We start from the raw sequence: 13,657 nt of genomic DNA on the forward strand, positions 1-13,657 counted from the left end.
GGCCTTCTCAACGGGGCACTCGACTGGCCGCCCGACGACCCGCGGATCGTGGAGGTCGCCGACATCATGGAGCGCCTGATGATTCGTGCCGTGCAGGCGCCGCACGGCTGTTGGCGATACTGGAGGAGCGGGGCCGGAAGGGCTGGACCCGCATCGAGCGAGTTCCTGCCGACAGAGGGCGCAGGAGCTTTCCGGTGATGTGGGGGTCGAGGGTGCAGAGGCCGGTTGCGGGCGAGGTTCACGTCGACTACGGCCAGATCTATGTCGAGAGCGATCCGGACGCCGTCGGTCCCGGTCTGTCGGAGGCATTCGGTGGCCAGCGCTCCGGGTTGTGTGGAGCGGCGGTACCCGGTGCGCTGTGGCTGCGGACCGGATCGCACTCGGGAAGTGTCGGCTTCGGCGTCGAGGTGCACGACGAGGCTCCACGGTTGGACCCGGAGTGGGAGGACGTCGTGGAGGTCTCCTTCCGTCCCGCGTCGGCCGGGGCCGCCCTCGTTGAATGGGGAGGCGGAGCCGTGCGGGAGCTGGGTCTGCGGGAGATCGATTACCGGGTGCGGTACTGCGCCCGGGGAATGGACGAGGCGCACCGGCGGGACACCCGGCTGGACGGACAGCCCCTCGTGGACCGCTACCTGCTGCAGTTCTGGCCGGCTGAACCCGCGCCGGACCGAATCCTGAAGCAGACCTCGACGGCTGCCGCGTACTGCCACGGCTACGCCCGCGAGCAACCGGCTCCGCCGTCACCGGCCGAACGCGCCGAGGCCGAGGAACGGGCACGCCTCGCACAGGAACGAGCCGCAGAGCAGCACCGGCTGGCCTACGAACGGTGGCAGTGGGGCGGACGGCCGCCAAGCCGGGCCCTGCGCGATGTCGGCGGCAACGTGCGGGGGCTGCTCTCCTTCGATCCGGCTCTCGTGCACGCCCTCGACGCCGCCGGGGCGGGAACGCAGCGTGCCGTCGCCCGGCTGGCCGCACGCCGCGCCTGCGAGGCCGCCGGCATCGACCAGCTCGAATGGGTCTCCGCAGGACTGGCCGCCCTGGTCGAGGGCCGCCCACTGCCCCCGCCTCTGAACGACCCGGACCTGGCGTGGCGGGTCCTGGCGGCCGATCCGCGGGTATCGCAGCGGACGGTCGGTCTGGCCGTCCCGCCCAAGCGGCCTCCCTTTCAGTCACCCGCCCGTCACGACGGACGACCGCCCACGGTCCGGCCCGGTCCGGCCCGCCGCATCATGGGTCCTGCGGCAGCCGGCGCGGAGCCCGGGAGCCCTTCCGCCGCACCGGCACAGCGGTCGGGCGAAGGTGTGGGGTACAGCGTGAGGATCACGCTCGGAGAGCCGGACCCCGGCCTGCGCATGTCCCAGCCCCACATGGCGCTTCCCGCGCTCCTCGGCGCAGCAGCGGCCGACCCACTCCGGGCGGCCCTGGACGCCGTCTACGCGGCCGTAGCCGCTTACGGAGCGAGCCACCGGGCTCTGCTGGAAGAGGTCCGGTCCGTGTGCGGCCGGCGGTCCTGACCCCGAGGCCTAGTAGGCGAGTTGCCCGATGCCACCGTCGACGCGCAGCACGGTGCCCGCGGTGTAGGCGGATTCGTCCGAGGCGAGGTAGACCACCGCCTTCGCCAGTTCGGTGGCGGTGCCCAGGCGATGGAGGGGCACGGTCTGCCGGAGTTCCTCGTAGAGGGCGGCCTGGCGCTCGGGGCCGAGGGGAGCGAAGGCGTTGGTGACCGTCGGGCCCGGGCTCAGTCCGTTGACGCGGATGCCGCGGTCCTTCAGCTCATATGTCAGCCCTCGTGTGTAGGAGAGCAGACCTGCCTTGGCCGCGCCGTAGACCGTCGCGTTCTCGTGTCCGATGTACGCGGAGACCGAGCCGACGAGAATGACCGAGGACTGCTGCGAGAAGAGCGGTAGCAAGTCCCTGATCAGGAAGAACGGCGACTTGAGGTTGGTCGCGAGGAGTCTGTCGAAGGCCTCCTCGGTCCATGCCTCGATGGGGAGGTGGGTGATGTCGGCGGCGTTGCTCATCAGGATGTCGAGCTTCGGCCACTCCTGCCGTAGCCGCGCCGCGAGCGCCGCCTGGCCGGGTATGTCGCCGGCGTCACTGGCGATGGTCAACAGCGGGCCGTCCAATTGCCGGGCTGCCTCGTCCAGCCTTTCCCGAGAGCGGCCGGTGATGGCGACCGTGGCTCCCTCGGCGAGGAACTCGCGGGCCGTTTCCAGGCCGATGCCGCTCGTCCCCCCTGTGATCAGTGCGTGCTTTCCCGCAAGGCGATCCATTGTTCTCTCCTTTCTCAGACGGCGGTGCGGCCACCGTCGGCGGCCACGATCGCCCCGGTCATGTAACTGGCCCGGTCGCCGGCGAGGAAGGCGATCACGTGGGCCACCTCGGTCGGGTCGGAGGTGCGCTTGAGTGCGGTGGTCAGGCCCATGCCGCCCAACTCGGGCCCCATCGCCGCGACCACCTTCGAGGTGCGCATCGGTCCTGGAGCGACGGCGTTGACCCGCACGTTCGACTCGGCGAATTCCGCCGCCCAGGTGCGCGTCAGTGATTCGAGCGCGGCCTTGGTGGCGCCGTAGACGGCCATGCCCGGCATGCCGAGGCCGGCCGCGGTGGAGCTGACGTTGACGATGCTGCCGCCGCCGGCCGCGGCCATCGTCTCCGCGAGCAGGGCGGTGAGCAGGAACGGGGCACGCACATTGACCGCGAAGGCGGCGTCGTAGCTCGCGAGATCCTGCCCGGAGGTGGGTGAGAAGGTCATGAGGCTCGCGTTGTTGACCAGGATGTCGACGGCTCCGGCGTCCTCGGCCAGCCGGCGTACGTCCGCCACGTCGGACAGGTCGGCAGCGACGAAGCGCACCTCTCCGGCGGACTCGCCGCCGGCCGCGCCGAGATCTTCCACGACCTCCGCGCCACGCTGTGGATCGGTGCCGGTCAGGATCAGGTCGGCGCCGCCCGCCGCCAGCACCCTGGCTGTCGCGTGCCCGAGCCCGCCGATCGCGCCGGATCCGGTGACGAGTGCTGTCTTTCCTGCGAATTCCATGGTTGCGCCCTTCGTGTCGGCCGGGGCGGCCGACTTCTATGCAGCCGTTCAAGAAGTTACGCGACGGAAGCTACGACTTCTTGAACGCCGAGTCAAGAAGTCGTAGGATCGAGTACGTGGCACGAACCGGACGCCCCCGCGAGTTCGACAAGGAACAAGCGCTGGAGCGGGCACTCAAACTGTTCTGGTCCCGGGGATACGGGGCGACGTCGATCCAGGACCTGGTCGACGCGCTGGCCGTCGAGCGCGGAAGTCTGTACGGGACGTTCGGCGACAAACGCCGCTTCTACCTCGAAGCCGTCAGGCTCTACTGGGAGGTGTACGAGCGGCATCTCACGACCACGCTCGACGCCGCCCCGCTCCTGCCCGCCCTGCGCGAGATCCTGACCCATCCCGCGCGGCTGGACGAACTGATCTCCGACGTGGGCGTGCCGCAGGGCTGCCTGGTCGGCAACACGACCGCGGAACTCGTCCCCCAGGACAGCGAAGCCACGGAGATCGTCACCCGCTCCTACCACCGGTTCACCGCCATCGTCACCGACGCGCTCCGTCGCGCTCAGGCCGCCGGAGAGGTCACGGACAAGGCCCGCCCCGAGGACCAGGCCCGGATGCTCCTCTACCTGGTCCAAGGTCTCTCGCTCGTGTCGAGGGCGGGGCTCGACGGGGCCGCGGCACTGGCGGCGATCGACACGGCGGTGGACGGGCTGCGGGCGTGACCGAGTCCGGGATCGGCACCCGCCGTCGTTCGTGATCGGGCAGCCCATGGACGCCACCGGTCTCGGTCAGGCGGCATCGCCCGGGGGGCCGCCCGGCCTTCCGGGGGACTGGGCGATCTCTTGTTCGGCGGCTTCGACCAGGGCCAGCACGGCGTCCGCCGCGGCCACGGGGTCGCGGGCCTCGACGGCCCGCACGACGGCGCGGTGACCCGGCAGCGAGGCTTCCACCGCGCCGGGGGTCTGCGTGCTGATGAGAAAGCTGTGTTCCAGCGCGATCTCCACAGCGCGGCCCAGCGAACCGAGGAGACGGTTGCCGCTGGCGTCGAGCAGCGCCCGGTGGAAGGCGATGTCGGCCTCGACGTAGCCGCCGCGGCCGGGAGTCGCCGCCGCGGCCTCCATGGCCGCGAGGGACTCGTACAGGACACGTACGTCGTCGGGGCCCGCCCGGTCGGCGGCGTGCCGGGCCGCCTCCGGCTCGACGATCCGGCGCAGTTCACCCGTGTCGCGCAGCAGGGCCGTGGCGTCCCCTGCCTGCTTCCAGCTCAGTACGTCACGGTCCAGGTGGTTCCAGTGCTCCGGAGGCAGCACCCGCGTGCCGGTGCGCGGGCGCACGCGGAGCATGCCCTTGGCGACCAGTGCCTTCACCGCCTCCCGCAACACCCCTCGGCTGACGCCGAACTCGGCCGCGAGCACGTCCTCGACCGGCAACGGATCCCCCGGCTCCCACGCACCACCCGCGATGCGCCGCCCGAGTTCGTCGACCACACGCTGGTGCGTGGTCAGGAAATCCACCACGATCTCCGCTTCCCCCTGGACGCCATTCATCGAATCATTTAATGATTGCGTGACAGGGTAGGCCCGCGGGCCCCCACCCGACCACGCCCCATCGCGAAGCGGACGACGCCGGAGCCACGGGAGTGCCTACATGACGGACGGTCAGCAGACGAGTCGCCGCAGCCAGGCATGGTTCGGCGCACGGGGCCGCAGCGGGATGGTGTACCGCTCCTGGATGCGCAACCAGGGCTTCGGGCACGAGGTGTTCGACGGGCGCCCCGTCATCGGCATCGCGACCAGCGCCTCCGAACTCGCTCCGTGCAATGCCCATCTGACACGCGTCGCCGAAGCCGTCAAGCGCGGCGTGTGGCAGGCGGGCGGCCTGCCGCTGCAGTTCCCCACCATGGCCACCGGCGAGACCCTGATGCGTCCCACCGCCATGCTGTACCGCAATCTGATGGCCATGGAGGTCGAGGAGCTGATCCGGGCCAATCCGCTCGACGGTGTCGTGCTGCTGTCCGGCTGCGACAAGACGACACCCGCCATGCTCATGGGCGCCGCCAGCGTCGACCTGCCCGCCGTCATGGTCACCGGCGGGCCGATGCTCAACGGCAAGTACCGGGGCCAGGACGTGGGATCCGGCACCCACGTGTGGAAGTTCGAGGAAGACCTGAAGACCGGCCGGATGACCGAGGAGGAGTGCTTCTTCGCCGAGGGCTGCATGGCCCGCTCCAACGGGCACTGCATGACGATGGGAACCGCCTCGACGATGGCCTGCCTGGCCGAGGCGCTCGGCATGCAGCTGCCGGGCTCGGCGGCCTGGCCCGCGGTCGACTCCCGCCGGATGGAGACCGCGCAGGCGGCCGGCCGGCGCATCGTGGGGATGGTGGAGGAGGAGCTGCGCCCCTCGCACATCCTGACCCGGGAGGCGTTCGAGAACGCCGTCCGGGTCAACGCGGCCATCGGCGGCTCCACGAACGCGATCATCCATCTGACGGCCCTCGCCGGCCGCGTCGGCGTCGACTTGAGCCTGTCGGACTTCGACGACCTGGCCCGCGCGGTGCCGACGCTGGTCAACCTGATGCCCAGCGGGAGGTACCTCATGGAGGACTTCTGCTACGCGGGCGGCCTCCCGGCCGTCCTGGCCGAGCTGCTCGGCGGCGAACTGCTGCACGGCGACCAGATCACGGTCACCGGACGCACCGTCGCCGAGAACACCGAGAACACCGAGAACGCCGAGCGCGTCGGCTCCGACGTCATCACCCGCCTCGACGCGCCCTTCCAGCCGGCCGGCACCGGTATCGCCGTCCTCCGCGGCAACCTGTGCCCCGACGGGGCCGTGATCAAGCAGTCCGCCGCGTCACCGCACCTGCTCACCCACCGCGGCCCCGCGCGCGTCTTCGACTCCCCGGAGGCCTACCACGAGGTGGCCGACGACCCGGATCTCGACATCGACGAGAACACCGTCGTCGTCATCCGCAACGCCGGCCCCAAGGGCTACCCCGGCATGCCCGAGGTCTCCAACGTCCCGCTGCCCGCCAAGCTGCTGAAGGCAGGCATCACCGACATGGTGCGCGTCTGCGACGGACGGATGAGCGGCACCGGATACGGGACGGTGATCCTGCACGTGGCGCCGGAGGCCGCCGTCGGCGGGCCACTCGCCCTGGTGCGCGACGAAGACCCCGTCGTCCTCGACGTCCCGAACCGCACCCTGCGCCTGGACGTGGACGACGCCGAGCTGGCACGGCGCCGGCAGACGTGGCGGGCACCCGCCGAGCGGCACGACAGCGGCTACACCTGGCTGTACACCCAGCACGTGGAACAGGCCGACCAGGGAGCCGACTTCGGGTTCCTGCGCGGAAGCCGTGGACACGAGGTCCCGCGCGACTCCCACTGAGCCCGGGCTCAGGCCACCGCCCCCGAACCCAGGAGAGCATCGATCGTGGAACCGGCAGCAGCGCGTCCTCGTCCGGTCCTCACCACCGGCTCCGTCCTGCCCGAGGACGCCGACCGCGCGGCTCTCGTCGCGCGCGTCCACGCCCCGGAGTACGACGGGCCGTGTGTGGCCGCGGTTCGCGGCGAGCGGGTCGTCGACCTGACGGCCGTCGCGCCCACCGTGTCCGACCTCATGGAACGCGACGACGCGGCGGCGGTCGTCCGCGAGGCCGACGGAGGACGGGTCTGGCGCCTGGACGAACTGCTGGAAGCACCCACCGGCCGCCGTGACGTGGCCCATCTGCTCGCCCCCGTCGACCTTCAGGTGATCAAGGCCGCCGGTGTCACCTTCGCCCGGAGCCTGCTGGAACGCGTCATCGAGGAGCGCACCGGCGGCGACCCGGCGCAGGCGGCACGGGTGCGGGCCCGCGTCGGGCAGGTGGTGGGCGGCGCGCTCGACGGCATCCGCCCCGGATCACCCGAGGCGGCCGAGGTCAGGGAACTGCTCGTCGCCGAGGGACTGTGGTCGCAGTACCTGGAGGTCGGCATCGGGCCGGACCCGGAGGTGTTCACCAAGGCGCCGGTACTGTCCGCGGTCGGCGTCGGTGCCGACATCGGGGTCCTCGGCGCCTCGGTGTGGAACAACCCCGAGCCCGAGGTCGTCCTCGTCGTGGACTCGCACGGCCGGGTACGCGGTGCGACGCTCGGCAACGACGTCAACCTCCGTGACATCGAGGGCCGCAGCGCCCTGCTGCTGGCCCGCGCCAAGGACAACAACGCCTCCTGCGCGATCGGCCCGTTCATCCGCCTGTTCGACGAGGGCTTCGACCTCGACACCGTGCGCGGGCTCGACGTCGGCCTGCGGGTCGACGGCCCTGACGGGTACGTACTGCACGGCCACAGCACGATGCGGGGGATCAGCCGCGACGTACTGGACCTGGTGGCCGCCACGTACGGTCCGCACCATCAGTACCCGGACGGGTTCGTGCTGTTCACCGGAACGCTGTTCGCCCCCACCGAGGACCGGAAGGCACCCGGCGCGGGCTTCACCCACGAGTACGGCGACGTCGTGCGGATCTCCAGCCCCCGACTCGGCACCCTGGTCAACACCGTCGTCCCCAGCGAGCAGGCCGCGCCCTGGACGTTCGGCGTACGGGCGCTGACGCGCAACCTGGCCCGGCGCGGGGTCCTGTGAGGCGTCGAGGACCCACCAGGCCCCCGGCCGGCGGCCTGCCACCGCCGCGCCCGGCGACCCCGGCGCCGCGACCGGACGCCGGGCCGCCCCGGCTCGCCCGGCTCACGCCCGGGCAGCCGGCTCCTGCTCGACCACGGAGCGCAGGCGCCGCCTGTGGTCCAGGTGCCGTTCGGCACCGGTCAGCGTGACCGTGGCGGTCAGGCGCGCATCCGCGCTGGAGGCGGCCAGCCTGAGCTCCAGCTCGCCCGGTTCGACCACACGCCGGCCGTCGCGTCCGGTGAAGGAGGCGAGATCGGCCGGGACGGTGACACGCAGGCGCCGCGCCTCGCCCGGCTCCAGGTCGACCCGGGCATAGCCGACGAGGCGCTGCACCGGCTGGACGACGGAGGCGACCGGGTCGTGCAGATAGACCTGGACGACCTCGGTTCCGGACCGCCCGCCGGTGTTGCGGACGGTGAAGGCGAGGGCGAACTCGCCGTCCGTCGGCGCCTCCCGGACGTCCACGGTCAGGTCCGTCCAGTCGAACCGCGTATAGGACAGGCCGTGACCGAAGGGGAACGCCGGCGTCGGGTCGAGGTTGGACACCTCGCCGGCGTGGGCGAGCCTGGCTCCGAGGTAGGTGGCCGGCTGGGAGCCCGGCCCGCGCGGCACGCCGACCGGGAGCCGTCCGGACGGGTTGACGCGGCCGCTGAGCACACCGGCGATCGCGTGCGTGCCCTCCTCACCGGGAAAGAAGGACTGCACGATCGCCGCGGACTCCTCCACGGCACGCCCGAGGGCGTACGGCCGTCCCGCGAGCAGCACGGTGACCAGGGGAGTTCCCACGTCCAGCAGGGTGTCGAGCAGTCGCTGCTGCGCCCCGGGCAGCGCCAGCGTCTCGACGTCGCATCCTTCACCGCTGGTGCCCCGCCCGAAGAGCCCGGCGCGGTCGCCGAGCACCACCAGGGCGATGTCGGCTCCGCGTGCCACCCGGGCGGCCTCATCCAGGCCGGTGAGATCACCGTCGTCGATACCGGTGCCGCGGGCGACCGTGATCTCCGCGTCCGGGAACTCGGCGGCCAGGGCGGCGCGCAGCGTGGGCAACTCGATGCCGTGCGGGGTCCCGGGGTGACGGACGCCGATGTGCTGGGGGAAGGAGTAGCAGCCCAGTACGGCGACCGCCTCGTCGGCGTTGGGCCCGAGCAGCGCGATCCGGCGCGGCCTCGCGAGCGGTAGCGTGCCGTCGTTGCTGAGCAGCACGACGGCCTTCTCGGCGACCGTGCGGGCCAGCGCGCGGTTCTCCGGGCTGTCCAGGTCGATCCGGCCGCGCAGGCCGGCCGGGTCGTCGAGGTCGGCTCCTTCGAGCGCGGCCGGCAGGGGGTTCCAGTCCGGATCGAGCAGGCCGAGCCTCGCCTTCTGGGTGAGTATCCGGCGCAGGGCCCGGTCGACCAGCGCCTCCGGGACACGGCCGTCGGCGACGGCCTCGGCCAGGGGCGCGCCGTATGTCTTGACGTTGGGCAGTTCGACGTCGACACCCGCCCGCAGCGCCAGGCCGGCGGCGTCGGCCCATTCGGCTGCGACGCCGTGCAGGGTCTTCAGGAAGGCGATGGCGAAGTAGTCGGCTACGACTGTGCCGTCGAAGCCCCACGTGTCGCGCAGCAGCCCGGTGAGCAGCTCCTCGTCGGCCGCGGAGGGGATGCCGTCGGTGTCGGTGTAGGCGTTCATCACCGACCGCGCGCCGCCTTCACGGATCGCCATCTCGAAGGGGGGCAGCAGGACGTCGGCGCGTTCACGCGGGCCCATGGAGGAGGGGGCGAGGTTGCGGCCGGCGCGGGAGGCGGAGTAGCCGACGAAGTGCTTGAGGGTGGCGACGATCCCGGCCGACTCAAGACCCTGCACGTACGCCGTTCCGATGGTGCCGACGAGGTACGGGTCCTCGCCGATGGTCTCCTCGACCCGGCCCCAGCGGGCGTCGCGGACGACGTCGAGGACGGGCGCGAGTCCCTGGTGAACGCCGACGGACCGCATGTCCCGCCCGATCGCGGCCGCCATGCGCCGCACCGTGTCGGGGTCGAAGGCGGCGCCCCAGGACAGCGGGACGGGGTAGGCCGTCGCGCCCCAGGCGGCGAAGCCGGCCAGACACTCGTCGTGCGCGAGAGCGGGGACGCCGAACCGGTTCGTGGCGGCGATCCGGGTCTGGGTGCGGGCCAGGGAGAGGGCGCCCAGGGCCGGGTCGACCGGGACCGTGCCGAAGGGCCGGGTCAGCTGGCCCAGTCCGGTGGGCAGGAGCGCGTCGAGATCGACGGGCTCCTCCATGTCGTGCTGGTGGGGGGCGACTTCGCCGCCCTTGTCGGAGGCGCCCACCCAGACTCCGTACAGCTGGGCGGTCTTCTCCTGAAGCGTCATCGCGTCGATCAGGGCGTCGACTCTCGCGGTGACGGAAACGGTGGTGTCGTTCCAGCGGGAGACTCCGGCGGTGTTGTCTACGGCCACGTTGGCGTTCACTTTCCCTCCCACGGCCCGCGGACCCTCGACCGGGGCACGACGGGCGGACAAGTAGCCGGGCAGGACTCGGGGCGGGACGGGCCGCGTCCGGGTTCCGGCGCCGGTGTCGGTCAGCGGCTGAATCCGGCGGTCAGTCCGCTCAGCAGTTGGCGGCGGCCGAACGCGTACAGGATCAGGACGGGCAGTGTGGTGAGGACGACGGCGGCGAGCACGGCGGGGACATTGACCCCGTACTGGCCCTGGAAGGTCCACAGCGCCAGCGGCAGGGTCCGGCGCTCCGGACTCTGAGTGAGCACCAGCGGCAGCAGGAATCCGTTCCAGATGGTCAGCGCGTTGAAGATGGTGACGGTGAGGATCGCCGGCCGGGTGAGCGGTGCCGCCAGCCGCCACAGTGTCGTCCATTCGGTGGCGCCGTCGACCCGCATCGAGTCGAAGAGTTCCTTGGGCACGTCGCGGATGAAGTTGGCGAGCACCAGCACCGACAGCGGGATGGCGAAGGCGATTGACGGGAGGATCAGCGCCGGCAAGCTGTCGTACAGCTGTAGTTTGATGATGATCAGGTAGACCGGGATCACCGTCGCCTGCAGCGGGATGGCCAGGCCCATGAGGAACAGCCCGTTCATCGCGCGCAGCACCCGCATCCGCCAGCCCCGGACGATCGCGTAGGCCGCCATGAAGGAGAACAGGACCGCCGGCACCACGGCGCCCGCGGTGACCACGACGCTGTTCAGGAAGTAGCGCAGGAAGTCGGACTCGATGACCAGTCGGTAGTTGTCCAGTGTCGGGTCGCCCGAAGGCACCAGTGGGTTGCTCGCGTAGTAGCGGCTCTGGGCCTTGAGACTGGTGATGAGGGTCCAGTACAGGGGTACGGCCACGACGACGAGCCACAGCCATCCCGCCAGGCCGCCGGCCCAGTTGCGTCGGCGTGCCGTCCGGGCGGAGCGGCGCCGCTGCTCGGGTGGGGCGGTCCTGTGAGGTCGTCGTGCCTCGGGCAGCGTGGTGGTCACCTCAGGCTCCCTCGAGTTGGCTCGCGCCGGCGTCGCGGCCCCCGAGCCGGCGCAGCAGCAGGGCGAGGGCCAGACCCACCAGGACGAGGATGACCGCGATGACGCTGGCCGGTCCCATCAGGCTGGCCTGGAATCCCCGCTTGTACATGTCCAGTGCCAGGACCCGGGTGGCGTCGCCGGGACCGCCCTCGGTCAGGACGAAGATGAGGTCGAAGAAGGTCAGCGATCCGACCACCATCAGCGTGGACGAGGTGACGATGGTGTATCTCAGCTGGGGCAGCGTGATGCTGAAGAACTGCCGGATCCGACCGGCCCCGTCCAACTGGGCCGCTTCGTAGAGTGATTTCGGGATCTGCTGGACACCGCCCTGGTAGATCAGGGAGTGGAACGGGACGAACTGCCAGGAGACGACGAAGACGACGACGCCGAAGGCGAGCGCAGGCCGTCCCAGCCAGTCCTGGCTGAGCAGGTCGAGCTTCAGCCCGGCCCCGAGCCCGAAGTTGGGGTCCAGCAGGGCCTTGTACGCGATGGCGATGGCCGCGGAGCTGAGCATCAGAGGGACGAAGTAGACCACGCCGAGCACCGCACGGTAGCGCTGGCGGCCCGCCAGGAACGTGCCGAGCAGAATGCTCAGCGGCGTCTGAACGGCCCACGACACCGCCATCACCATGAAGGTCACCCAGAGGGCGTGCGGCAGCCCCGGGTCGGTGAGCACCGCGCGCCAACTGGTCAGCCCCGACCGGTGGATGGCGCCGATCCCGTCCCAGGTGGTGAAGCTCAGCGCGAAGACACCGACGAGCGGGATCACGGCGAAGCCGACGAAGACCACCAGCGCCGGTACCGCCAGCCAGGGCAGGATGCTGCGCGGTCGACGGCGCGGCGGGTGACCGGTGAGTGTGCTCATGTGCCGATGACCGCGTTGAGGTTGCCCGCGAACTGCTCCGGGGAGATGGACAGCTGGAACAACTTGACGATGTTGTCCAGCAGGGTCTCGGCGGCAGTCGGACTGAGCGCCTGGTCCCAGGACTGCACGAACGTCTTGGCCTTGCTGGCGATGCCGTAGTTGACCTGGAGGAAGTCGGCGCTCTTGGAGGCGGCCAGCAGCTTCTCGGTGCCCAGCCGGACGGGAACCGACCCGTTGTCGATCCACGCCTTCACCTCGGCGTCCTGGAGGACACCCGTCGCGAAGAAGTCCTTGGCGATCTTCTTCTCCTCGTCGGTGGCCTTCGAGGAGATGGACAGGTACTGGGCGGGGTTGCCGACCGCGTTGCTCGGATCACCCTTGCCGCCGTCGACGGGCGGGAAGTTCATGTAGCCCAGCTGGCCGCTGGAGACGAAGTCCCCGCCGTCGGCCTGCTGGATGCCGTACGACCATGCGCCGTGCAGCATCATCGCGGCCCTGCCGGTGTACAGCAGGGCCTGGTCGGCGTTGGAGTCCGCGGTGATGGAGGAGAAGCCCTTGATGAAACCGTCGGCCTTGACCAGCTCCTGCACCTTGGTCAGCGCGGTGATGGCGTCCGGGTTCGACCAGGCGTTCTTCTCGCCCTCGATGACGGCCTGGAACACCTCGGGACCGCCGATGCGGTCGAACAGGAACTCCAGCCACATCATGTTCGTCCACCGGGACTGGCCACCGAGGGAGAGCGGTGCTATGCCCTTCGCGTTGAACTTGGGCACCAGCGCCATGAGGTCGTCCCAGGACTCCGGCGGCTCCACGCCGACCTGGTCGAAGACCTTCTTGTTGTAGTAGAGGATGATCGGCTGCACGGTCTCGCACGGCATCGCGTAGATCTTGCCGTCGACGGTCGCCGCGCCGAACGAGGACGGGAACAGCCCCTTCTTGACGTCGGGGTGCTCGTCGAACCACGACGTGAGGTCCTCGACCTGGCCCGCTTCCGCGTAGGTGCGCAGTGTCCCGCCGCCCCAGCCCCAGATGACGGTGGGCGCCTGTCCGGCACCGATGGCAGTCTTGATCTTCGTCTTGTAGGCGTCGTTCTGGAACGTCGTGTCGTCGATCCGGTCGTCGGGATGAGCCTTGTTGAACGCGTCCACCGCCCCGGCTCGGACGCCTTCCTGCGGCTGGCCGTTCAGGTACCAGTACGTGGCCCCGCCACCGGTCTTGCCGGGGCCGGACGAGCCGCAGGCAGCCAGTGCCGCGGAGACCGGCACGGCGGCGGCCAGGCCGAGGAGGGTACGTCGGGAGAGCGCCATGTCTTTTCTCCGCACTCGAGAGCCACCGGCTTCTCGTGAGTCATGGTGAAAGGTTTTCGAAACAGCTTTCTCCGAAGCTCTGTGCGTGCAAATTAGGTTTCGGGCTGATGGCCTGTCAAGGGACGTGCAAGGCTCTTCTGTAAGCGCGTCGGGCCCTGTGGTGCCGGGCTGTTGTGGCATCCAGGAGGTCTTCGCGTGAGATCGAAACAGTTTCGAAAGTGCTTGACCGGGGGTAGGCGGGTAGGGAGATGATCGCGGCTCGAGTGCCGTCGGAGCTGGTCAGGTCGTGGCGGAGGGT

At 70.6% G+C, this 13,657-nt stretch carries 11 protein-coding genes; 4 read left to right on the plus strand and 7 right to left on the minus strand.

Going from position 1 to position 13,657, the window contains the following annotated elements:
- The first annotated feature begins 212 nt into the window (after nt 1-212).
- Nucleotides 213-1,514 (plus strand): hypothetical protein, encoded by a 1,302-nt coding sequence (locus ACZ6IM_RS34305; RefSeq protein WP_469562083.1) that lies wholly within the window; start codon nt 213-215, stop codon nt 1,512-1,514.
- Between the two features lie 9 nt (nt 1,515-1,523).
- On the opposite strand, the gene ACZ6IM_RS34310 is transcribed toward ACZ6IM_RS34305, so the two are convergent.
- Together ACZ6IM_RS34310 and ACZ6IM_RS34315 are read right to left on the minus strand one after the other, a co-directional pair.
- A complete protein-coding gene (locus tag ACZ6IM_RS34310; protein WP_052838591.1) occupies nt 1,524-2,273 on the minus strand; it encodes an SDR family oxidoreductase in 750 nt (249 codons plus the stop codon).
- A gap of 14 nt (nt 2,274-2,287) precedes the next feature.
- Nucleotides 2,288-3,037, minus strand: coding sequence for an SDR family NAD(P)-dependent oxidoreductase (locus ACZ6IM_RS34315; protein ID WP_052838590.1), 750 nt, complete (start codon nt 3,035-3,037; stop codon nt 2,288-2,290).
- Nucleotides 3,038-3,153: 116 nt separating this feature from the next.
- On the opposite strand from ACZ6IM_RS34315, the gene ACZ6IM_RS34320 reads away from it, so the two are divergent.
- A complete protein-coding gene (locus ACZ6IM_RS34320; RefSeq protein WP_469562088.1) occupies nt 3,154-3,753 on the plus strand; it encodes a TetR/AcrR family transcriptional regulator in 600 nt (199 codons plus the stop codon).
- A 66-nt stretch (nt 3,754-3,819) separates the two neighbouring features.
- On the opposite strand, the gene ACZ6IM_RS34325 is transcribed toward ACZ6IM_RS34320, so the two are convergent.
- On the minus strand, nt 3,820-4,578 hold the full coding sequence (locus ACZ6IM_RS34325) for a FadR/GntR family transcriptional regulator (protein WP_469562091.1): 759 nt from the start codon (nt 4,576-4,578) through the stop codon (nt 3,820-3,822).
- Between the two features lie 100 nt (nt 4,579-4,678).
- Here ACZ6IM_RS34325 and ACZ6IM_RS34330 point away from each other — a divergent pair, with 100 nt between their 5' ends.
- Both ACZ6IM_RS34330 and ACZ6IM_RS34335 read left to right on the plus strand, forming a co-directional pair.
- On the plus strand, nt 4,679-6,424 hold the full coding sequence (locus ACZ6IM_RS34330) for an IlvD/Edd family dehydratase (RefSeq protein ID WP_469562094.1): 1,746 nt from the start codon (nt 4,679-4,681) through the stop codon (nt 6,422-6,424).
- Nucleotides 6,425-6,469: 45 nt separating this feature from the next.
- A complete protein-coding gene (locus ACZ6IM_RS34335) occupies nt 6,470-7,657 on the plus strand; it encodes a fumarylacetoacetate hydrolase family protein (RefSeq protein ID WP_052838586.1) in 1,188 nt (395 codons plus the stop codon).
- A 102-nt stretch (nt 7,658-7,759) separates the two neighbouring features.
- Here ACZ6IM_RS34335 and ACZ6IM_RS34340 read toward each other — a convergent pair whose 3' ends face one another.
- The 4 genes from ACZ6IM_RS34340 to ACZ6IM_RS34355 form a co-directional block, all read right to left on the minus strand.
- The gene (locus ACZ6IM_RS34340; protein WP_469562098.1) at nt 7,760-10,141 is read right to left on the minus strand and encodes a beta-xylosidase/alpha-l-arabinosidase; all 2,382 of its coding nucleotides are present in this window, start codon (nt 10,139-10,141) and stop codon (nt 7,760-7,762) included.
- A 110-nt stretch (nt 10,142-10,251) separates the two neighbouring features.
- The gene (locus tag ACZ6IM_RS34345) at nt 10,252-11,148 is read right to left on the minus strand and encodes a carbohydrate ABC transporter permease (RefSeq protein WP_052838584.1); all 897 of its coding nucleotides are present in this window, start codon (nt 11,146-11,148) and stop codon (nt 10,252-10,254) included.
- Between the two features lies 1 nt (nt 11,149).
- On the minus strand, nt 11,150-12,052 hold the full coding sequence (locus tag ACZ6IM_RS34350; protein WP_469562101.1) for a carbohydrate ABC transporter permease: 903 nt from the start codon (nt 12,050-12,052) through the stop codon (nt 11,150-11,152).
- Complete coding sequence (locus tag ACZ6IM_RS34355; protein ID WP_469562104.1) at nt 12,049-13,359, minus strand: extracellular solute-binding protein; 1,311 nt, start codon at nt 13,357-13,359, stop codon at nt 12,049-12,051. Before ACZ6IM_RS34355 ends, ACZ6IM_RS34350 begins: the two co-directional genes overlap by 4 nt.
- Nucleotides 13,360-13,657: the final 298 nt, after the last annotated feature.

Source organism: Streptomyces sp. NPDC042336, from assembly GCF_055581985.1.